This is a genomic window from Actinomadura sp. 6K520, from assembly GCF_004349245.1.
Taxonomy (GTDB): Bacteria; Actinomycetota; Actinomycetes; order Streptosporangiales; family Streptosporangiaceae; genus Spirillospora.
Genome location: NZ_SMLC01000052.1, coordinates 22,420 through 42,261, shown reverse-complemented (window position 1 = coordinate 42,261; position 19,842 = coordinate 22,420). Strand labels below are relative to the sequence as shown.

At 73.1% G+C, this 19,842-nt stretch carries 20 protein-coding genes; 11 read left to right on the top strand and 9 right to left on the bottom strand.

The window, feature by feature from the left end; translation table 11 throughout:
* Positions 1-1,153: serine/threonine-protein kinase (locus E1289_RS16350; RefSeq protein ID WP_165970495.1), on the bottom strand; the 1,153-nt coding region annotated here is incomplete at its 3' end.
* Positions 1,154-1,292: 139 nt separating this feature from the next.
* Between E1289_RS16350 and E1289_RS16345 the strand changes: the two genes are divergently transcribed.
* The 6 genes from E1289_RS16345 to E1289_RS16320 all read left to right on the top strand — a co-directional run bounded on the left by E1289_RS16345 (position 1,293) and on the right by E1289_RS16320 (position 6,681).
* On the top strand, positions 1,293-2,459 hold the full coding sequence (locus E1289_RS16345; protein ID WP_165970494.1) for an acyl-CoA dehydrogenase family protein: 1,167 nt from the start codon (positions 1,293-1,295) through the stop codon (positions 2,457-2,459).
* Positions 2,460-2,469: 10 nt separating this feature from the next.
* Complete coding sequence (locus tag E1289_RS16340; RefSeq protein WP_131980935.1) at positions 2,470-3,030, top strand: TetR/AcrR family transcriptional regulator; 561 nt, start codon at positions 2,470-2,472, stop codon at positions 3,028-3,030.
* Between the two features lie 53 nt (positions 3,031-3,083).
* Complete coding sequence (locus E1289_RS16335) at positions 3,084-4,547, top strand: aldehyde dehydrogenase (RefSeq protein ID WP_131980933.1); 1,464 nt, start codon at positions 3,084-3,086, stop codon at positions 4,545-4,547.
* Between the two features lie 145 nt (positions 4,548-4,692).
* Entirely contained in the window at positions 4,693-5,427 is a 735-nt protein-coding gene (locus E1289_RS16330; protein WP_131980931.1) for an SDR family oxidoreductase, read from the top strand.
* Positions 5,424-6,305 (top strand): NAD(P)-dependent oxidoreductase, encoded by an 882-nt coding sequence (locus E1289_RS16325; RefSeq protein ID WP_243712856.1) that lies wholly within the window; start codon positions 5,424-5,426, stop codon positions 6,303-6,305. The genes E1289_RS16330 and E1289_RS16325 overlap by 4 nt, the downstream gene beginning before the upstream one ends.
* Entirely contained in the window at positions 6,298-6,681 is a 384-nt protein-coding gene (locus E1289_RS16320; protein ID WP_131980929.1) for a carboxymuconolactone decarboxylase family protein, read from the top strand. Before E1289_RS16325 ends, E1289_RS16320 begins: the two co-directional genes overlap by 8 nt.
* Positions 6,682-6,698: 17 nt before the next feature.
* Here E1289_RS16320 and E1289_RS16315 read toward each other — a convergent pair whose 3' ends face one another.
* Positions 6,699-7,271 carry an acetamidase/formamidase family protein gene (locus tag E1289_RS16315; protein ID WP_131980927.1) on the bottom strand — a complete coding sequence of 191 codons (573 nt, stop codon included), beginning with the start codon at positions 7,269-7,271 and terminating at the stop codon, positions 6,699-6,701.
* A gap of 163 nt (positions 7,272-7,434) precedes the next feature.
* Here E1289_RS16315 and E1289_RS16310 point away from each other — a divergent pair, with 163 nt between their 5' ends.
* Entirely contained in the window at positions 7,435-9,318 is a 1,884-nt protein-coding gene (locus E1289_RS16310; RefSeq protein WP_131980925.1) for a beta-propeller domain-containing protein, read from the top strand.
* Between the two features lie 168 nt (positions 9,319-9,486).
* Here the strand turns inward: E1289_RS16310 and E1289_RS16305 are convergent, their stop codons facing one another.
* The 3 genes from E1289_RS16305 to E1289_RS16295 form a co-directional block, all read right to left on the bottom strand.
* Positions 9,487-10,608 carry a D-alanine--D-alanine ligase family protein gene (locus E1289_RS16305; RefSeq protein WP_131980923.1) on the bottom strand — a complete coding sequence of 374 codons (1,122 nt, stop codon included), beginning with the start codon at positions 10,606-10,608 and terminating at the stop codon, positions 9,487-9,489.
* 83 nt (positions 10,609-10,691) lie between these two features.
* Entirely contained in the window at positions 10,692-11,681 is a 990-nt protein-coding gene (locus tag E1289_RS16300; RefSeq protein ID WP_131980945.1) for an NAD(P)H-dependent glycerol-3-phosphate dehydrogenase, read from the bottom strand.
* A gap of 17 nt (positions 11,682-11,698) precedes the next feature.
* Positions 11,699-12,589 carry a lysophospholipid acyltransferase family protein gene (locus E1289_RS16295; protein ID WP_131980921.1) on the bottom strand — a complete coding sequence of 297 codons (891 nt, stop codon included), beginning with the start codon at positions 12,587-12,589 and terminating at the stop codon, positions 11,699-11,701.
* Positions 12,590-12,676: 87 nt separating this feature from the next.
* Between E1289_RS16295 and cofC the strand changes: the two genes are divergently transcribed.
* Together cofC and E1289_RS16285 are read left to right on the top strand one after the other, a co-directional pair.
* Positions 12,677-13,339 (top strand): 2-phospho-L-lactate guanylyltransferase, encoded by a 663-nt coding sequence (gene cofC / locus E1289_RS16290; protein WP_131980919.1) that lies wholly within the window; start codon positions 12,677-12,679, stop codon positions 13,337-13,339.
* A 9-nt stretch (positions 13,340-13,348) separates the two neighbouring features.
* Positions 13,349-13,558 carry a hypothetical protein gene (locus tag E1289_RS16285; RefSeq protein ID WP_131980917.1) on the top strand — a complete coding sequence of 70 codons (210 nt, stop codon included), beginning with the start codon at positions 13,349-13,351 and terminating at the stop codon, positions 13,556-13,558.
* A gap of 66 nt (positions 13,559-13,624) precedes the next feature.
* Here E1289_RS16285 and E1289_RS16280 read toward each other — a convergent pair whose 3' ends face one another.
* The 4 genes from E1289_RS16280 to leuC form a co-directional block, all read right to left on the bottom strand.
* Positions 13,625-13,903, bottom strand: a complete 279-nt coding sequence (locus E1289_RS16280) for an HU family DNA-binding protein (RefSeq protein ID WP_021598708.1) — start codon at positions 13,901-13,903, stop codon at positions 13,625-13,627.
* A gap of 157 nt (positions 13,904-14,060) precedes the next feature.
* On the bottom strand, positions 14,061-14,282 hold the full coding sequence (locus E1289_RS16275; RefSeq protein WP_131980914.1) for a hypothetical protein: 222 nt from the start codon (positions 14,280-14,282) through the stop codon (positions 14,061-14,063).
* Between the two features lie 319 nt (positions 14,283-14,601).
* The gene (gene leuD, locus E1289_RS16270) at positions 14,602-15,189 is read right to left on the bottom strand and encodes a 3-isopropylmalate dehydratase small subunit (RefSeq protein ID WP_131980912.1); all 588 of its coding nucleotides are present in this window, start codon (positions 15,187-15,189) and stop codon (positions 14,602-14,604) included.
* Between the two features lie 24 nt (positions 15,190-15,213).
* A complete protein-coding gene (leuC, locus tag E1289_RS16265) occupies positions 15,214-16,653 on the bottom strand; it encodes a 3-isopropylmalate dehydratase large subunit (protein WP_131980910.1) in 1,440 nt (479 codons plus the stop codon).
* Positions 16,654-16,755: 102 nt separating this feature from the next.
* On the opposite strand from leuC, the gene E1289_RS16260 reads away from it, so the two are divergent.
* Together E1289_RS16260 and E1289_RS16255 are read left to right on the top strand one after the other, a co-directional pair.
* Positions 16,756-17,475, top strand: a complete 720-nt coding sequence (locus E1289_RS16260; protein ID WP_131980908.1) for an IclR family transcriptional regulator — start codon at positions 16,756-16,758, stop codon at positions 17,473-17,475.
* 26 nt (positions 17,476-17,501) lie between these two features.
* Complete coding sequence (locus tag E1289_RS16255) at positions 17,502-19,823, top strand: glycoside hydrolase family 3 C-terminal domain-containing protein (protein WP_131980906.1); 2,322 nt, start codon at positions 17,502-17,504, stop codon at positions 19,821-19,823.
* Positions 19,824-19,842 lie beyond the last annotated feature (19 nt).

Sequence of the window (19,842 nt, the reverse complement as noted above, 5' to 3'; positions counted from 1 at the left end):
GCGCGGGGACGGGGTAGGCGCCGTGGGTCGCGTGGTTGGCCGGGTCGGAGGCGGCGCCGTGGGCGGCGCCGTGGGCGGCGCCGTGACCGGCGCTGTGGGCGGGCGGGCGCCGGTAGGCGGCGGGACGGCTGGCGACCGCGTCGGCGTACCTGTTCCAGGTCTCCGCCTCGGCCGTGCGGCCCTGCCCGCTCAGCAGCGTCGCGAGGTTGCGCATGGCGGCCGGGTCGCCGGCCTGGGCGGCCTGCCGGTACTGCCGCTCGACCAGCGCCTCCGCCTCCCCCTCGGCCAGCGCGGGCGCGGGGGTGCCGGGCCGGGGCCGCGCGGGCGCGGTGCCCCGCGCCGGTGCGGGCCGGCGGACGTCGCTGGAGATGAGCCGGTCCAGCAGGGTCTGGGCGGACGGACGGTGCGCGGGGTCCTTGGCCAGGGCCGTGCGGACCGCGGCGAGGAGCGAGCCGTCCAGCCCGGACAGGTCCGGCTCCCCGCTGACGATCTGGTGGATGACCGCCGGGAGCGAGTCGCCGCCGAAGCACGGCCTGCCGGTCGCGGCGAACGCCACGGTCGCGCCCCAGGCGAACACGTCGGACGCCGGGCCGGCGCCCCGCCCGTCGAGCTGCTCGGGCGCCATGAACGCGGGCGAGCCGACGATGCCGCCGGTCGCGGTGAGCCGCGTGCCGTCCAGGGACCGGGCGATGCCGAAGTCGATGACGCGCGGCCCGAACGTCGACAGCAGCACGTTGGCGGGTTTCAGGTCGCGGTGGACGACGCCGGCGTCGTGGATCGCGGTCAGTGCGGTGGCGATCCCCACCGCGACGGCCTCCAGGTCGGCGCCGCGCAGCGGGCCGTCCTTGCCGACGGCGGCCCTGAGGCTCGGCCCGTTGACGAACTCGGTCACGAGGTAGGGCGGGTCCGCGGCGGGGTCGGCGTCCAGGACCGGCGCCGTGCAGAACGGCCGGACCCGCTGCGCCGCCGACACCTCGGCCTCGAACCGCGCCCGGTACCGCCGGTCGGCGGCGAACTCGCGCCTGATCACCTTGATGGCGACCTTGCCGCCGCGGTCGTCCAGCCCGGCGAACACCGTGCCCATGCCGCCCTCGCCGATACGGTCCACGACCCGGTAGGGGCCGATGTGTACGGGCAGGTCAGGCTGCGACACGGAGGCGTTCTCCTCGGGGACGGGACCTCGGCCCCACAAGCCTGGCATATCGGGATGCCCGCACGGGGGCGCCCTTTCCATGCCGAAGATCTTTCGAGGTCTTTCGTCAGCACATACTTACGAGTATGGTTTCCGTACTATGGAGTATGGCGAGGAGATCGTGCGGCGGGTGCGGGAGCTGGCGCCGGTACTGGGCGAGCGGGCCCGCGCGGCCGAGGAGGCGCGGCGGCTGTCCGACGAGACCGTCGCCGACCTGGCCGGGACCGGGCTGTTCCAGATGCTCGTGCCGGAGCGGTTCGGCGGGGGCGAGCAGGGGTTCGGCGCCATGGTGGCGGCGTGCCGGGAGATCGGCGCGGGCGACGCCTCGGCGGGCTGGCTGAGCGTCATCTACACGCTGCACAACTGGATGATCGCCCTGCTGCCGGAGGAGGCGCAGCGGGAGGTCTGGGCGGACCGGCCGTACGCGCTGGTGCCCTGCACCCTCGCGCCGAACGGGACGGCCGAGGCCGTCGGCGGCGGGCACCGCGTCACCGGGCGCTGGTCGTGGGGCAGCGGGGTCATGCACGCCGACCACGTGATGGTCATGGCGCTGGTCACCGTGGCCGACTCGATCGAGCCGCGGCTGTTCCTGCTGCCGCGCGAGGACGCCGAGGTCCACGACGTGTGGCACACGAGCGGGATGCGCGGCACCGGCAGCAACGACATCGAGATCAAGGACCGGTTCGTGCCGTCGCACCGGTCGGTGCCGCTGGCCGACCTCACCGAGGGCAGGTCCCCCGGTTCGCAGGTCCATGACGGCGCGCTCTACCGCGTCCCGCTCGTCCCGGTGTTCGCGCTCACCGGGGCGGCGCCCGTGCTGGGGGTGGCCGAGGGCGTGCTCGCCCGCTACGCGGAGCGGATGCAGGGACGGGTGATGGCCTACACCGGCGTGAAGCAGCGCGACCTGATGAGCGGCCAGATCCGGCTGGCGAAGGCCACCGCGGACCTGGCCGCCGCGCGCCTCCTGCTGGAGGACGCGGTGCGCCACCTGACGGAGACCTACGAGTCGGGCGGCGGCTATGGGATCGCCGATCGCGCCCGGTCCCGGCTGGTGGCGGCGCACGTGGCGGGCGTCGCCCGTACGATCGTGAACGAGCTGTGCGCGTTCGGCGGGGCGAGCGTCCAGTTCACGGACTCCCCTTTCCAGCGCGCGCAACGCGACGTGAACACGATCTCGGCGCACGTGGTCTTCGACGCCGACGCCACGTACGCCCTGTACGGCAGGACCGCGCTGGGAATGGACCCCGATCCCATGACCCTGGTCTGAACGGAGAGCGGTGGGCGGGACGACGAGCCGGGCGCGCGTGGCCCGGCGGGACTGGATCGAGGCGGCCTACCAGGAGCTGGCGCGGGCCGGCGAGCGCGGGGTCGGGATCAACGCGCTGGCCGCGCGGCTCGGCGTCACCAAGGGCAGCTTCTACTGGCACTTCAAGGACCGGTCGGAGCTGATGCGGGCGCTGCTGGACCGCTGGGCGCACGAGCGCACCGACGAGGTCCTCGCCCTCGCACTGGGCAGCACGCCCGACCCGCGGGAACGGCTCCGGCGCATCCAGGCGCTCGGCCGCGAGGTCGCGCCGGTCGACTGGGCGATGCGGCTGTGGGCCCAGCACGCCCCGGACGCGGAGGAGGCGGTACGGCACGCCGACCGGGCGCTGCTGGGCCACATCACCGCGTGCCTGGACGAGCTGGGCTTCGCCCCCGGCGAGGCCCGGCTCCGCGCGCTGCTGATGCTGCGGGCGTGGGTCGGCGGCTACCTCGTCCCGTCCCCGGACGAGGGCGAGGCACCCGGCGCCGACCGGACGCTCGATATCTTCCTGGCGGACCGCGCTATTTCCTGATTTCGCCGGATCGGTCTTGCGCCCGACCCGACCCTGAACTGTAGTCTGGACAGGTGTCCAGAACAACCGATCGCTTGCTTCTGCTGGACGGGCGGCTGACCCCGAGCTCGGGTGGCGGCGCCTTCGAGACCATCGATCCCGCCAACGAGGACGTGCTCGGCACGGCCGCCGACGGCACCCCGGCCGACATGGACCGCGCGATCGGCGCCGCCCGCCGCGCGTTCGACGAGACCTCCTGGGCCGCGGACCCCGCGTTCCGCGTCCGCTGCCTGCGGCAACTCCGGGAGGCGATGCGGCGGCGCTCCGACGAGCTGCGCGAGCTCACGATCCGGGAGGTCGGCGCGCCCCGGTTCCTGACCTTCGGCGGCCAGCTGGACGCGCCGGTGGACGACCTCGGCTGGTTCGCCGGACTCGCCGAGTCCTACGAGTGGGAGCGCGACCTCGGCCGGGCCGAGCCGATGGGCATGCCCAGCCACCGGCGGATCCGCCGGGAGGCCGTGGGCGTCGTCGGGGCGATCACCCCGTGGAACTTCCCGCACCAGATCAACCTGGCCAAGCTGGGCCCCGCGCTCGCCGCGGGCAACACGGTGGTGCTCAAGCCGGCGCCCGACACACCCTGGTGCGCGGCGGTCCTCGGCGAGATCATCGCCGCGGAGACCGACATCCCCCCGGGCGTCGTCAACGTGGTCACCTCGTCCGACCACGGACTGGGCGCGCAGCTCGTCGAGGACCCGCGCGTCGACCTGGTGACGTTCACCGGTTCCACCGCGACCGGCCGCACCGTCATGGCGAGCGCGGCCGCCACCCTCAAGAGGGTCTTCCTGGAGCTGGGTGGCAAGTCGGCGTTCCTCGTGCTGGACGACGCCGACCTCAAGGCCGCCTGCTCGTACGCGGCGTTCTCCGGCATCGCCCACGCCGGGCAGGGCTGCGCGATCACGACCCGGATCCTCGTCCCGCGCGCGCGGTACGACGAGGCCGTGGAGATCACCGCCCGGTCGCTGGCGAAGCTCGGCGCCGGCGACCCCGACGACGACCGGACGATCTGCGGACCGGTGATCTCGGCGCGGCAGCGCGACCGCATCGAGGGCTACCTGAGGCTGGCCGTCGAGGAGGGCGGGTCGTTCGCCTGCGGCGGCGGCCGGCCCGCGGGCCGGGACAAGGGCTTCTGGATCGAGCCGACCCTCGTCACCGGGCTGACGAACGACTCCCGCACCGCCCGCGAGGAGATCTTCGGCCCGGTGCTCGTGATCATGCCGCACGACGGCGACGACGACGCGGTCCGCATCGCGAACGACTCGCCGTACGGGCTGTCGGGCGCGGTGCACGGCGGCGACCTGGAACGGGCGCGGGCGGTCGCGGGGCGGCTGCGCACCGGGACGGTCAGCGTGAACGGCGGCGTCTGGTACAGCGCGGACGTCCCGTTCGGCGGCTACAAGCAGTCCGGCATCGGCCGCGAGATGGGCGTGGCCGGTTTCGAGGAGTACCTGGAGACCAAGGCGATCGCGGAGGGTGTATGAGCGAGCCGGAGGGCGCGGCGCGGTACTCATTACACCGCGCCGACCTACCTCGACTTCGGAGCGCCGGGAGCGAGGAACGAGCGACCAGAGCGACGAGGGAAGGCGGCGCCGAAAGGCGCCCGGAGGCTCGCGGAAAGCAGGGTGTATGAGGTTCGAGGGCAGGGTGGCCGTCGTCACGGGGGCCGCGCAGGGGATCGGGGAGGCGTACGCGCGGGCGCTGGCGTCCGAGGGCGCCTCCGTGGTCGTCGCCGATGTGGACGAGCGCGGGCAGGCGGTCGCCGACGACATCAAGGGCGTCTTCGTGCGGACGGACGTGTCCGACCCGGCGTCGGTCGAGGCGATGGCGGCGGTGGCCGTGGAGCGGTTCGGCGGCATCGACCATCTCGTCAACAACGCCGCCATCTTCGGGTCGATGAAGCTGGACTTCCTCTTCACCGTCGACTGGGACTACTACAAGAAGTTCATGTCCGTGAACATGGACGGCGCGTTGCTGTGCGCGCGCGCCTGCTACCCGCACATGCAGGAGCGCGGAGGCGGCTCGATCGTCAACCAGTCGTCCACCGCGGCGTGGCAGTACTCCGGCTTCTACGGCCTGGCCAAGGTCGGGGTCAACGGGCTCACCCAGCAGCTCGCGCACGAGCTGGGAAGCATGAACATCCGGGTGAACGCGATCGCGCCGGGCCCGATCGACACCGAGGCGAACCGCAAGGCCGTCCCGGGCGGCATGTCGCAGAAGATCGTCAAGGAGAAGATGGCGCTCAAGCGGATGGGCACGCCCGAGGACCTGGTCGGGATGTGCCTGTTCCTGCTGTCGGACGAGGCGTCCTGGGTCACCGGGCAGATCCTCAACGTGGACGGCGGCGAGGTGTTCAGAGCGTGAGCGAAGCGAACCGGGGGGGCGTGAGCCCGGAAGGGGGGCGGAGCGTCGGGTTCATCGGGCTCGGGCAGATGGGCGCGCCGATGGCGCAGCATCTCACCGGGCGCGGCCTCGTCGTCCACGACGCCCGCCCCGAGGCGGTCGCGCCGCTGGTGAAGGCGGGGGCGCGGGCGGCGCGGAGCGTCGCCGAGGTGGCGGCCGCCTGCGAACTGGTGTCGATCATGGTCCGGGACGACGCCCAGGTGGCCGAGGTGGGCGAGGAGGTCATCGCCGCCGCCCGCCCGGGGACGGTCCTGGCGATCCACTCGACGATCCGCGCGAAGACCGCCGAGGACCTGGCCGCGCAGGCGCGGCGCTACGGCATCGAGGTCGTGGACGCGCCGGTCAGCGGCGGCTTCATGGGGGCGAGCGCGGGCAGTCTCGCGGTCATGGTCGGCGGGACGGACGAGGCGTTCGAGCGCTGCCGGGAGCCGTTCGGCGACTGGGCCGACCTCGTCCTGCACATGGGCCCGGTCGGCGCGGGCACGCGCACGAAGCTGGCCCGCAACCTGCTGCACTTCGTGTCGTTCACCGCGGCTGCCGAGGCGCAGCGGCTGGCGGAGGCGTCGGGGGTGTCGCTGCGCAAGCTCGGGCGGGTCGTCCGGCACTCCGACGCGATCACCGGCGGGGCCGGGTCGATCATGCTGCGGCCGACGACCGCGCCGATGGAGCCGGACGACGACCTGTACGACATCCTGCGCCACACCCGGGATCTCGGCGAGAAGGACCTGTCCCTCGCCCTGGAACTGGCCGGCGAGCTGGGGGTGGACACCCCGTTCGCCCGCCTCGCCCTGGAGCGTTTCGGTGCGGGCCTCGGCCTGACGGGAGACACGGATGACTGACAAGGACGAACGGCGCGCACGCGGCCTGGAGATGATGCGCAAGGTCTACGGGTGGGAGATCGAGGACGCGCCCGGCGAGTTCTTCGGCATCACCGTCGACCACCTCTTCGGCGACATCTGGACGCGTCCGGGGCTGAGCATGCGCGACCGGCGGCTGCTCCTCATCGGCGTCCTGGCCGGCCAGGGGCTGAACGACGTCCTCGACATCCAGATTCCGGCGGCACTGGCCAACGGCGAGCTGTCCCCGGACGAGCTGCGCGAGATCGGCGTCTTCCTGACCCACTACGTGGGCTGGCCGCTCGGTTCCAGGCTGAGCGTCCAGATCGACACCCTCATCGCCAAGCACGCGAAACGCGCCGCCCGCGAGGCCGACTAGAGCCGGTCGGCACCCCGCTAGACGATCGAGGGGGACGGATCGGGCATCAGCATCGGCCCGGTCACCCGGAACCGGTCGACGCCCCGCCTGGTGAGGCTGACGCGGAGGTCGATCCAGCCGGGCTGGGAGGCGCCGTCGCAGTCGTACGTCCCGGGCGTGGGGAAGTGCAGGTCGCCGACGGACAGCTTGGCACCGCGCACCCGCACCGGCAGCAGGATCCGCGACCCGGCGGCCAGCGGGGCGACGGAGCAGCCGCCGACGTCCCGGCCGCGCGCCCCGCTCGGCACCGCCACCGGGGCCGGCGGGGCGCACCCGATGATCCCCGGATGCCCGCCGGAGTCGTGGACGCCGGCGGAACGGCCGACGGCGAGCACGTCCACCGCGATCACATCGCCGGGTTCCGCGCCGACCACCACGAGTGGTCCGCACAGCAGGATGTGCTCACCGGGCTCGCGCCCGGGGCACTCCATCCGGACGGAGCCGCCGGTGATGACCTCCGCCACGCCCGGGATATCGGGATGCCAGTGGTCGTGGCCGAGGACGTCCCGGGTTCCGGGGTCTGCGAGGTCGAACAGGGTGGATGAGGACATCGGAGGACGCTCCTTGCATCGGAACACGCGGACGATCTGATCCTGCCGGGCGGCTGTTTCGGCCCGGTTTCCGTGCCCTGAAGCCCGCGTTAGATCGGACGGGGACCATCGGAGAACCCGGCCGCGCCGGGAACCCGGCCTCCGGTGCGGGCGTCGAAGGTCCATGGGTGGTCGCGCTTTCGTTCCGGCCGCGACGATGCTGGTCCTCGCCGGAGCGGCCGGATGCACCGGCTCCCCCGGTACCGCGGACGGGCCGGGGCCGGCACCGGTACGGCTCGTCGCCTACGACGACTGCGCCGCGCTCCACGAAGGGCTGCGTGCGGCGACCGCCGACCGGGTCGGCCCGCACGGGCTGAGCGACGGCCCGCCGCCGGCCGGCCTGCCGGAGGGCGGCCTCGCCCTGAAGGGCCCGCGGGCCGCCGGCGCGGCGCCCGGTGAGCCGCCGCGGCACTCCACCACGAACGCCCACGAGAGGGGCGCGGACGAACCCGACCTCGTCAAGACCGACGGCCGCAGGATCGTGACGATCGCCCGCGGGGACCTCGTCCTCATCGACCCCGCGACGCGCAAGGTCACCGACACCCTGGACCTGCCCGGCAGGGGCGTCCGCGGTGCGGCCCGGCTGCTGCTCAGCGGCGACCGGGTCCTCGTCCTGGACGAGGAGTCCCCGGTGGTCCCGCTCCCCCGGCGGCCGGCGCCGGGCGCCGGGAGCCCGCCCATGCCGCGGCCCCCGGGACCCACGACGCGCCTGACCCTCGTCGACGTCTCCGCCGCCCCGCGGATCGTCGGCACGATGACGAGCCACGCCGACTACCTGGACGCGCGGCAGAGCGGCGGGACCGTACGGGTCGTGCTGAAGTCCGTGCCCGACATCCACTTTCCCGGCGGCAACGGCGTGCGGGAGGCCACCGAGGCGAACCGGAGAGCCGTGGTGACGGCCCCGCTCGACGCCTGGCTCCCGGTGTTCCGCGTCGAGAGCGGCGGCCGGTCGAGCGACCACCGGGTGCCGTGCGACCGGGTCAGCCGACCGGCCTCGTACGCGGGTTCGACCATGCTGAGCGTGCTGACATTCGATCTCGCCGAAGGGCTCGGCGACCCGCAGGCGATCGGCGTCACCGCGGACGGCGGCACCGTCTACGGCAACGGGAGGAGCCTGTACGTCACCGCCACTCCCCCGGACGCGGCCCTGTGGCGGCCGCGCGGGAAGCGGTCCGAAGCACGCACCGACGTGTACAGGTTCGACGTCGGCGGCGCGGGCCGCCCACGCTACGCGGCGTCGGGCTCGGTCAAGGGCTTCCTGCTCAACCAGTACTCCATGTCGGAGCACGGCGGAAAGCTGCGCCTGGCGACGACCACCGGCCGGTTCGCGGCTGACGGCCGGTCGTCGCAGAGTTCGGTGCACGTCCTGGACCAGGCCGGGTCCCGCCTGCGGCAGACCGGACGCATCGACGGGCTCGGCAAGGGCGAGCGGATCTACTCCGTCCGCTTCATCGGGTCCACCGGCTACGTCGTGACGTTCCGCCAGGTCGACCCCCTGTACGTGCTCGACCTGAAGGACCCGCGCCGCCCCCGCCTCACCGGCGAACTGAAGATCCCCGGCTATTCGGCCTACCTGCATCCCACCAAGGACGGGAACCTCCTCGGTGTCGGGCAGGACGCCGACCGCACCGGCCGGACACAGGGCCTGCAGGTCTCGCTCTTCGACGTCTCCGGCGCGCAGCCCCGCAGGGTCGGCAACCACACGCTGCCCGGAACGACCTCGCAGGCGGAGTTCGAGCCGCACGCCTTCCTGTACTGGCCGGACTCCGGCCTGACCGTCATCCCCGTGCACGCCCGGGACGGCGGAACGGCCGAGGCCCTCGCCCTCAAGGTGACCGCCTCGTCCATCACCAGACTCGGAACCGTCCGCCACCCACCCGGCGACCGGGGCGCCGGCATCGACCGCTCCTTGATCATCGGCGACACCCTATGGACGTTCTCCGACCACGGCACCCGCGCGACCAACGCCACCACACTGAAGACGTCCACCTGGCTGCCCTACAACTAACCCCGCCCCACCAGCGACCTCAGCCACGCACGCGAGCGCGTGACCTGACCGGTGCGGCGAAGCCGAAGGCGAGCCGCACCGGTCAGATCGCGAAGCGATGCCGCGCTCGCACAGGTCAGGTCACGTAGCGAGCGCTAGCGAGCGAAGTGGGCCTGGCCTGCAATAAGTTCAGCGCAGGCCGGTGGAGCGCTTGACGGCCGTCTGGATGAGCCGGTCGACCAGTGCCGGGTAGTCGAGCCCGGTCGCGGCCCACATCTGCGGGAACGCCGACGCGGGGGTGAAGCCCGGCATGGTGTTGATCTCGTTGAGGATCCACCCGCCGTCGGGGGTGCGGAAGAAGTCGACGCGGGCGAGGCCCTCGCAGTCGAGCGCGTCGAACGCCTGCACGGCGATGCGGCGGACCTCCTCGATCGCCGCGGGGGGCAGGTCCGGCGGGATGGCCATGCTGGTGGAGCCGTCGAGGTACTTGGTGTCGAAGTCGTAGAAGTCGTGGTCGCCCGCCATCAGCACCTCGGCGGGGAGGCTCGCCTCGGCGGGGCCGTCGTCCAGGCCCTGCAGGACGCCGCACTCGATCTCGCGGCCGTCGACCGCGGCCTCGACGATCACCTTCGGGTCGTGCTCGCGGGCGGTCTCGACCGCCGCCTCCAGGTCGGGCTCGCCGGTGACGCGGGTGATGCCCATGCTCGACCCGGCCCGGGCGGGCTTGACGAACACCGGCGTGCCGTCCGCGAGCCCCAGTTCCTTGATCTCGTCGATCTTGCGCTTGCGTTCGCGCCGCCATTCCCGGTCGCCGACCAGGACGTACGGGCCGACGGGCAGGCCGCGCGCCTGCCAGACCAGTTTCATGAAGCCTTTGTCCATGCCGACGGCGCTCGCCAGCACCCCGGCGCCGACGTAGCGGACGCCCGCGAGGTCGAGGAGCCCCTGGATCGTGCCGTCCTCCCCGTAGGGGCCGTGCAGCAGCGGGAGGACCACGTCCACGTCGCCGAGCGTCTCCGGGACCCGGCCGGGTTCGACGACCAGGAGACCGCGGTTGCCGGGGTCGAACGGCAGCGCGAGGACGCCGCCCGCACCGGTCACCTCGGGCAGCCGGCCGCCCTCGATCGCGAGCGGAAGGTCGGCGGGCGGCAGCACCCAGCGCCCGTCGCGGGCGATGCCGATCGGCACCACCTCGTACCGGTCCCGGTCGATGGCGGCCATCACGGCCCCCGCGGTGACGCAGGAGATCGCGTGCTCGGAGCTGCGTCCGCCGAAGACGACGGCCACGCGGATCTTCGAATCCTGGGACATGACGTCCGACCCTATCGGTGATCAGCCCGGGCGGGCCAAGAGCGGTTCCGGGACGGCGGTCCCGCCGGCCGGTCCGGGTGCCGTCACAGCCCGTACCGTTCGGGTTTCGGGGAGCGGGAGATCAGCGAGATCGCCGCCTCCTTGATCGGCATGCCGTGGTGCAGGACGGCGGTGACCGCCTCGGTGATCGGCATCTCCACGTTGTGCTTGCGGGCCAGCTCCATCACCGCCTCCGCCGACTTGACGCCCTCGGCGGTCTGCTTGGTGACCGAGATGACCTCGTCCAGCGTCATCCCGCGGCCGAGGTTCTCGCCGAAGGTGCGGTTGCGCGACAGCGGGGACATGCACGTCCCGACGAGGTCGCCCATCCCGGCGAGCCCCGCGAAGGTGTGCTCGTCCGCGCCGAGCGCCGCGCCCAGCCGGGCGATCTCGGCGAGGCCCCGGGTCATCAGCAGCGCCTGCGTGCTGGCGCCGAAGCCGAGGCCGACCGCCATGCCGACGCACAGCGCGACGATGTTCTTCACCGCGCCGCCCAGCTCGCAGCCGACGACGTCGGTGGAGGTGTAGACGCGGAAGTACGGCGTCATCGTCGCGGCCTGCAGGCGCCGCGCGGCGTCCTCGTCGGCGCAGGCCGCGACCGCCGCGCCGGGCTCGCCGCCCGCGACCTCGCGGGCCAGGTTCGGCCCGCAGAACACCCCGACCCGCTCCGCGGGGACGTTCGCGACCTCGCCGATGACCTCCGACATCCGCCGGGACGTGCCGAGCTCGACGCCCTTCATCAGGCTGACGAGGACCGCGTCCGGCGGCAGCAGCGTCAGCCAGGCGCCGAGGTTGTGCCGGAGGGTCTGCGCCGGGACGGCCAGCGCGACGAAGTCGGCGCCCGCCAGGGCCTCGGCCGGGTCCAGGGTGGCGCGGACGCCGGCGGGCAGCGTGACGCCCGGCAGGTAGTCGGGGTTCTCGTGCCGCTCGTTGACCGCCTCCACGACCTCGGGGCGGCGGCCCCACAGGACGACCTCGCCGCCGGCGTCGTGCAGCAGCTTGGTGAACGTCGTCCCCCAGGACCCGGCCCCCATCACCGCGGTGCGGTACGTCACGAGTCGGCCGCCTTAGGGTCGCCGGTTCGGGGTCGCGCCGCCTCGGGGACCGCCGGTTCGGGGACTGCGGGCTCGGGGACCGCGGGCTCGGGGACCGTCGGCTCGAACGCCCCGCCCCCCGCCGCCCGGGCGGCGCGGCGCCGCTCCTCCAGGACCAGGTGGTGGTCGTAGCGCTCCGCGGGCGGCTCCTCGCCGCGCAGTTCGCCGAGCAGGCCGGTGATCGCCGCCATGATGTCGTCGGTGGCGGCCCGCAGCGTCTCCTTCGTGAGCGGGCGACCCGCGTACGGCGACAGGTCGACGGGCGGCCCGGCGGCGACCTTCATCGTCTTGCGCGGGAACGGGTGGAACCCCTTCCTCAGCCGCCCGGCGAGGCCCGTCCGCGCGCCCTTCCCGTAGGGCATGAGCTCGTGCGCTCCCCAGTTCGCCACGGGGACGACCTGCGCGCCGGTCTTCAGCGCCATCCGCGCCACGCCGGTCTGGCCGGTCATGGGCCACAGGTCGGGGTCGCGGGTGCAGCTGCCCTCCGGGTAGAACATCAGGCATTCGCCGTCCCGCAGGGCCCGCTCGGTGTCCGCCAGGGCGAGCGACGCGTCGGCCCGGTCGCGGTGGACGGGGATCTGGCCCGTGCCGCGCAGGACGGCCCGGATGAACCGGGTCTCGAAGAGCGTCGACTTGGCCAGGTAGACGGGGTAGCGGCCCGACGCGTACACGAAGTGGGCGAGCGCGAGGGGGTCCGCCTCGGAGATGTGGTTCGCGGCGATGATGACGCCGCCCCGGCCCGGCACGTTGCCCCGGCCGCGCCAGTCCCGTTTCAGCAGCGCGAGAAGCAGCGGGCGCAGGATGACGATCGTGAGCTTCCGCCAGGCCGGCGAATACCCGTGGCCCATGCCCCGTCTCCCCTCCTCAGTCGATCCCTGAGCGAACGCAGGGTGCCCACAAGTGTCGCGGGTGCGTACGCATAGTGTCGAGTTGCCATGTCTACATCACGAAGCAGCGCGTCTCATCTCCAGTGGTCGCTCGTGGTGCCGGTGAAGGTGCTGGCCCGGGCGAAGACCCGCATGTCCGCGGCGGCGGGCCCATACCGCGAGGACCTCGCGCTGGCGGTGGCGACCGACACGGTCGCCGCGGCGCTGCGCTGCGACCGGGTCCGCACCGTGATCGTTGTCACCGACGATCCCCTCCCCGCCGCCGAGCTGGCCGCCCTCGGCGCCCTCGTCGTGCCCGACGTGCCGGACGCCGGCCTGAATCCGGCCCTCGTCCACGGCGCCGGCCGCGGCCGCGAACTGGCCCCCGGCACCGGCATGGGCGCCCTATCAGCCGATTTGCCCGCTTTGCGACCTCTTGAACTCGCCCGTGTGCTCGACGCGGCCTCCGCGGCGCCGGAATCCTTCGTCCCGGACGCGGCCGGCATCGGCACGACCCTGTACACGGCCCGGCCCGGCGTCGCGTTCTCCCCGGCCTTCGGCGGCGAGTCCCGCGCCGCCCACCGGGCCCGCGGCGTCCGCGAGATCCTGCTCCCGGGCACCGACAGCGTCCGCCGCGACGTCGACACCGTCGACGACCTCAGGGCCGCCCTCGCCCTCGGTGCCGGCCCCCGCACCACCGCGGTGGCGGCCCGCCTGCCCGCCTTCGCCTAAGGTTCGGGTATGCAGGCGACGGTGAAGGTCTTCGATGCCTCGACGCGGTCGGGGAGCGTGCTTCTCGACGACGGGACGGAGCTGCCGTTCGACGGTGCGGCGTTCGCGGCGGGCGGGCTGCGGCTGCTGCGGCTCGGCCAGCGGGTGAACCTCGCGATGGACGGCGACCGCGTCTCGGTCGTGACGCTGTCGACCTTCCCGCTGCCGCCGCGGGACTGAAGGCCGCCCGATACGGCAGCGCCCGGGACCGTCAATGGCACGGTCCCGGGCGCTGTCGCGGTGAGGCTACTTCTTGCCTGCCACCAGGTTCTTGAAGTCCGCCCCGGCCTTGAACTTCGGCACGGACGTCGCGGGAACCTCGATGGTCTTGCCCGTTGCGGGGTTGCGGGCCGTACGGGCAGGCCGGTCGGCCTTCTCGAACGAACCGAACCCGGTGATCGCGACCTTGTCGCCCTTGGCGACGGCGTTCTGGATCGCCTCCAGGATGGCGTCGACGGCCTCGGCTGCGGCCTTCTTGCTGCCCAGCCGGTCAGAGATGGCGTCGACCAGCTCACGCTTGTTCATGGGTTACTCCTCTGTTCCCCCCTTGCCCGAACGAAACTAAGGGACCCTCAGCATGGACACAATCACCTGCACGCACGAGTTGGCGTGTCGCTGGCGTTTTTGTCGCACTCGCCCCCGTCTCGCCGGGTGACCGGACCGGATCCGGCCACTGCGCACGCTAACCGACGTCGGGCGTCTCTTGGAAATCGGCGAGGAACGTCTCCAGCCTGCGGGCGGCCAGTCCGGTGTCCCGTTTCGCGAGATCGGTGATCGCCAGGAGGTGCCGGATGAGGCGCTGCCGGTCCTCGGGGGGCAGCGGCGCGACGGCCCGGTGAGCGTCCCGCAACCGCCGTGCGAGCAGCGTCAACTCAGGGTCGTCCCACTCAGGCTGTGTTCTCATGCAGTGCTCTCCTCCTTCGGGCCTGGCGGCCCTCCATCGTCGAGAACTGCGTGCGATCGCGGTGTTCACTGCATTGCCCTTGGCGTCGGGCCCAGGGGCCCTCCTTCGGCGGGCACTGCGCGCGATCGCTGCATCGCTCCGGCTCGCCCGGGGGCTCGCTGCGCGATCAGGTTTCTCGCAAGCTCGAAACCTGCCTTCGGACGCGATCGCGACGATTGAGGTCGGCGCGTGGTTGCGGCGGTGGCTGCTGTTGGTGGTTCCCGAGCATGCTAACCGGGGCCAGAGACCTCTCGGTCTCTGGCCCCGGGCCCTGCGCGATTCAGACGGTGGTGGGGAACCAGTCCCTGCGGGTGGACTCGTACTCGTCGATGGTCTCGGCGTGGCGGAGGGTGAGGCCGATGTCGTCCAGGCCCTCCATGAGGCGCCAGCGGGTGTAGTCGTCGATCTCGAACCGGGCGGTCACGCCGTCCCAGCGGACCTCGCGGTTCTCCAGGTCGACGGTGACCTCCAGGGCGGGGTCCTTCTCGATCCGCGACTGGAGATCCTCGACCTGCTCGCCGGTGAGGACGACCGGCAGCAGCCCCATCTTGGTGGAGTTGTTGCGGAAGATGTCCCCGAAGCGCGGCGCGATGACGACGCGGAAGCCGTACTGCTGCAGGGCCCAGACGGCGTGCTCGCGCGACGACCCGGTGCCGAAGTCGGGGCCGGCGACCAGGATGCCGGCGCCCGCGTACTGCGGCTGGTTCAGGACGAAGCCCGGGTCCTCACGCCAGCCGGAGAACAGGCCCTTCTCGAAGCCGGTGCGGCTGACCTGCTTCAGCCAGACCGCCGGGATGATCTGGTCGGTGTCGACGTTGCTGCGGCGCAGCGGGACCGCGCGCCCGGTGTAGGTGGTGAAGGCTTCCATCGTGGTCTCCCTCAGAGGTCGGTGTCATTCTGGGGGGACGACCCCCCCAGGCCCCCCGGCGGCTGCGCCGAGGTCTCGGGGGGCGGTCAGGCGGCCGGTGACGGCGGTGGCGGCAGCCACGGCGGGCGACACCAGGTGGGTGCGGCCGCCGGGCCCCTGCCGGCCCTCGAAGTTGCGGTTGGACGTGGAGGCGCTGCGCTCGCCGGGCGTGAGCTTGTCGGGGTTCATCGCCAGGCACATCGAGCAGCCCGCCTCGCGCCATTCGGCACCGGACGCGGAGATGACCTCGTCCAGGCCCTCCTCCTCGGCCTGCTTCTTGACCTTCATGGAGCCGGGGACGACCAGCATCCGGACGCCTTCGGCGACCTTGCGGCCCGCCAGCACTCCGGCGACCGCGCGGAGGTCCTCGATGCGGCCGTTGGTGCAGGAGCCGACGAAGACGGTGTCGACCGTGATGTCGCGGAGCGGCGTCCCCGCGGTCAGGCCCATGTACTCCAGGGCGCGCTCGGCGGACTGCCGCTGGACCGGGTCCTCGAAGGACGCGGGGTCGGGCACGGACGCGCCGAGCGGCAGGCCCTGGCCGGGGTTGGTGCCCCAGGTGACGAACGGGGTCAGCTCGGCCGCGTCGATCACGACCTCCCGGTCGAAGACCGCGTCGTCGTCGGTGCGCAGCGACGTCCAGTACTCGACGGCCCTGTCCCAGTCCTCGCCCTGGGGAGCGTGCGGGCGGCCCTTGATGTACTCGAACGTGGTCTCGTCCGGCGCGATCATCCCGGCGCGGGCCCCGGCCTCGATGGACATGTTGCAGACCGTCATGCGGCCCTCCATCGACAGCGAGCGGATCGCCTCGCCGCGGTACTCGATGATGTGGCCCTGGCCGCCGCCGGTGCCGATCCGCGCGATGATCGCGAGGATGAGGTCCTTGGCGGTGACGCCCTCGGGCAGCGCGCCCGCGACGGTCACGGCCATGGTCTTCGGCTGGATCTGCGGCAGCGTCTGGGTGGCGAGGACGTGCTCGACCTCGCTGGTGCCGATGCCGAAGGCGAGGGCGCCGAACGCGCCGTGCGTGGACGTGTGCGAGTCGCCGCACACGACCGTCATGCCGGGCTGGGTCAGGCCGAGCTGCGGGCCCATGACGTGGACGATGCCCTGCCCCGCGTCGCCCATCGGGTGCAGCCGGATCCCGAAGTCGGAGCAGTTCTTGCGCAGCGTCTCGACCTGGGTGCGCGACACCGGGTCGGCGATGGGCTTCAGCAGATCTGTCGTCGGGACGTTGTGGTCCTCGGTCGCGATCGTCAGGTCGGGGCGCCGGACCGCGCGGCCCGCCATCCGCAGCCCGTCGAACGCCTGCGGGCTGGTGACCTCGTGCACGAGGTGCAGGTCGATGTAGAGGAGGTCCGGCTCACCCTCGGCGCGCCGTACGACGTGCGCGTCGTACACCTTTTCGGCCAGTGTTCGGCCCATCACTCCCACCTCACCTGCTGAACGAATCGTCGGCGCCCCATCGCGCCGTGGTCCGGGTCACCTCGACTTGCATCTCAAATTACGAGACGGCAATATCAAGACATGGACAACTCTAGCGGAGTCGGCGTACTTGACAAAGCCGTGCTCGTGCTGAACGCGCTGGAGGCGGGCCCGGCCTCGCTCGCCCAGCTCGTCCAGACGACCGGGCTGGCACGGCCCACGGCCCACCGGCTGGCCGTCGCGCTCGAGCACCACCGCCTCGTCCATCGTGACACGCAGGGCCGCTTCATCCTCGGCCCGAGACTCGCCGAACTCGCGGTCGCCGCCGGCGAGGACCGCCTCCTCGCGATCGCCCAGCCGATCCTGGCGCAGCTGCGCGACCTCACCGGCGAGAGCGCGTCGCTGTTCCGCCGCCAGGGGGACGTCCGGGTCTGCGTGGCCGCCGCCGAGCGCACCAGCGGTCTGCGCGACACCATCCCGGTCGGCGCGGCACTTCCGATGACGGCGGGGTCGGCCGCGCAGATCCTGCTCGCCTGGGAGGAGCCCGACCGGCTGCACCGCGGGCTGCGCAACGCCAAGTTCGAGGCCGCCACGCTGGCGTCCGTCCGGCGGCGGGGGTGGGCGCAGAGCGTCGGCGAACGCGAGCAGGGCGTCGGTTCCGTGTCCGCCCCGATCCGCGGCGCGGGCGGCCGGGTGATCGCAGCGGTGTCGGTGTCCGGTCCGCTCGAACGCCTCAGCCGCTCCCCCGGCCGGCTGCACGCCGCACCGGTCGCGGCGGCGGCCGAGAAGATCTCCGAGGGCATGCGCCGTACCGCGTCGTGACCCCGAACCGCTGACCGGGAGGCCGGATGGACATCGATGAGCCCGCGCTGCGCGAAAGGCTCGGGCGGCTCACGCTTGAGCAGAAGGTCCACCTGCTCACCGGGGACGGTTTCTGGACACTTCGCGCCGTCCCCGAGATCGGGCTGCGGCGGATCGTCATGTCGGACGGCCCGAGCGGCATCCGCGGCACGCGCTGGGACGAGCGCGACACGAGCCTGCTCTTCCCCAGCCCCACCGCGCTCGCCGCGACCTGGGACCCGGAGCTCGCGGAGCGGATCGGGCGGCTGAACGGCGCCCAGGCGCGCGAGCGGGGCGTGCACGTCCAGCTCGCGCCGACGCTGAACCTGCACCGGACCCCGCTCGGCGGGCGGCATTTCGAGAACTACTCCGAGGATCCGCTGCTCACCGCCCGCATCGGTGCCGCGTTCGTCCGGGGCGTCCAGTCCGCGGGCGTCGCGGCGACGGCGAAGCACTTCGTGGGGAACGACTCCGAGACGTCCCGGATGTCCTACGACGCGCGCATCGGCGACGCGGCGCTCGACGAGCTGTACCTGCGGCCGTTCGAGGAGGCGGTGAAGGCGGGCGTGTGGGCGGTGATGGCCGCCTACAACGGGGTGAACGGCGCGCCCATGACCGAGAACCGGCCGCTGCTGACGGACGTGCTGAAGCGGCGCTGGGGCTTCGACGGCGTCGTGGTGTCGGACTGGACGGCGATCCGCTCGACCGAGGAGAGCGCCAACGCCGGCATGGACCTGGAGATGCCGGGCCTGCCGGCCAGCCCGTGGCGGGACGAGCTCGTCCGGGCCGTCCGCGACGGCCGGGTCACGGAGGAGTCGATCGACGACAAGGCGCTGCGCGTGCTGCGGCTGGCCGCCCGGGTCGGCGCCCTTGAGGGCTTCCCGGAGCCGCCGTCGGCGACGACGCCCGCCGACGCCCGCGCGCGGTTGCGCGACGCCGCCGCCAGGGCGGCGGTGCTGCTCCGCAACGAAGGCGTCCTGCCGCTGGCGGCTCCGCGCAGGTTCGCCCTGATCGGGCCGAACGCGGTCCGGTTCAGCGCGCAGGGCGGCGGCAGCGCCCACGTCAATCCCGAGCACGTCGTGTCACCCGTGGAGGGACTGCGGCGAGCGCTGGGCGACGGCACCGAGCTGACCGTTCACCCGGGTGTGCATCCACATGAGCGGCTGGCGCCGATGCCGCTGACCCTGGTGACCGATCCCGGGACGGGCGAACGCGGTGTGCGGCTTGAGTTCCTCGACGCCGAAGGTGCCGTGCTCGGCTCCGAACTCCGCCTGGCAACGCATTTCGTCTTTCTGGGCGGGCCGCCCAGGGGCACGGTTCAGATCGTCGTCCGTGCGCGGATGACACCGGCAGATGATGGCGTCCACACGTTCGCCGTCACCGGAACGGGCGATTTCGAACTGCGGGTGGACGGCACCCCCACGGCCGTGACGCTGGCGCCCGGCCGCGGCGACCCGGCCGAGGCACTGATGCGCCCGCCCGAGCACCGCGTCCAGGCGGAACTGCCGGCGGGCCGTCCGGTCACCGTCGAGCTGCGGCACACCCGCGTGCCGGGACGGTTCGCGACGGTGTTCGGCCTCGGCTACCGCGAGCCGCACCTGCCCGAGGACGACGAGCTCGCCGCCGCCGTGGCCGCGGCCCGCGACGCCGACGCCGCCGTCGTGATCGTCGGGACGAACGACGACGTGGAGAGCGAGGGCTTCGACCGGACGTCCCTCGCCCTGCCCGGCCGGCAGGACGAACTGGTCTCCGCCGTCGCCGCCGCCAACCCGCGGACGGTCGTGGTCGTGAACGCGGGGGCGCCCGTCCTGATGCCGTGGCGGGACGAGGTGGCCGCGATCCTGTGGGCCTGGCTGCCGGGCCAGGAGGGCGGTGACGCGATCGCCGACGTCCTGACCGGCGCGGCGGAACCGGGCGGGCGGCTCCCCACGACCTTCCCGGCGTCCGACGACCGCGTCCTGTCGCCCGTTCCCGCCGAGGACGGCACCCTCCACTACGCGGAGGGGACGGCCATCGGATACCGGCACTACGCGCCCGACCAGATCGCGTATCCGTTCGGGCACGGCCTCGGCTACACGACGTGGGAGTACGGACCGGTCACCGTCGTCGGCGGGGTGGCGGAGGTGACGGTGCGTAACACCGGCGACCGCCCCGGCCGGGAGACCGTCCAGCTCTACGCGGTGTCCGGCGGGACGGCCGGGCCGCTGGCGGGCTTCGCGGTCGCCGAGGCCGCCCCCGGCGAGTCGGTGACGCTCCGCATCCGGCTGGACGAGCGCGTCCGCTCGGCCGCCGACCTCGAAATCACCACAACCCGGACAGACATTGGATAGTGCCGGTCTCCGGGCGGCC

Coding starts and splice junctions, on each gene's coding strand:
- E1289_RS16345 (WP_165970494.1), top strand. CDS start 1,293: ATGGAGTATGGCGAGGAGATCGTGCGGCGGGTGCGGGAGCTGGCGCCG.
- E1289_RS16330 (WP_131980931.1), top strand. CDS start 4,693: ATGAGGTTCGAGGGCAGGGTGGCCGTCGTCACGGGGGCCGCGCAGGGG.
- E1289_RS16320 (WP_131980929.1), top strand. CDS start 6,298: ATGACTGACAAGGACGAACGGCGCGCACGCGGCCTGGAGATGATGCGC.
- E1289_RS16315 (WP_131980927.1), bottom strand. CDS start 7,271: ATGTCCTCATCCACCCTGTTCGACCTCGCAGACCCCGGAACCCGGGAC.
- E1289_RS16310 (WP_131980925.1), top strand. CDS start 7,435: ATGGGTGGTCGCGCTTTCGTTCCGGCCGCGACGATGCTGGTCCTCGCC.
- E1289_RS16305 (WP_131980923.1), bottom strand. CDS start 10,608: ATGTCCCAGGATTCGAAGATCCGCGTGGCCGTCGTCTTCGGCGGACGC.
- E1289_RS16300 (WP_131980945.1), bottom strand. CDS start 11,681: ATGGGGGCCGGGTCCTGGGGGACGACGTTCACCAAGCTGCTGCACGAC.
- E1289_RS16295 (WP_131980921.1), bottom strand. CDS start 12,589: ATGGGCCACGGGTATTCGCCGGCCTGGCGGAAGCTCACGATCGTCATC.
- cofC (WP_131980919.1), top strand. CDS start 12,677: ATGTCTACATCACGAAGCAGCGCGTCTCATCTCCAGTGGTCGCTCGTG.
- E1289_RS16285 (WP_131980917.1), top strand. CDS start 13,349: ATGCAGGCGACGGTGAAGGTCTTCGATGCCTCGACGCGGTCGGGGAGC.
- E1289_RS16280 (WP_021598708.1), bottom strand. CDS start 13,903: ATGAACAAGCGTGAGCTGGTCGACGCCATCTCTGACCGGCTGGGCAGC.
- E1289_RS16275 (WP_131980914.1), bottom strand. CDS start 14,282: ATGAGAACACAGCCTGAGTGGGACGACCCTGAGTTGACGCTGCTCGCA.
- leuD (WP_131980912.1), bottom strand. CDS start 15,189: ATGGAAGCCTTCACCACCTACACCGGGCGCGCGGTCCCGCTGCGCCGC.
- leuC (WP_131980910.1), bottom strand. CDS start 16,653: ATGGGCCGAACACTGGCCGAAAAGGTGTACGACGCGCACGTCGTACGG.
- E1289_RS16260 (WP_131980908.1), top strand. CDS start 16,756: ATGGACAACTCTAGCGGAGTCGGCGTACTTGACAAAGCCGTGCTCGTG.
- E1289_RS16255 (WP_131980906.1), top strand. CDS start 17,502: ATGGACATCGATGAGCCCGCGCTGCGCGAAAGGCTCGGGCGGCTCACG.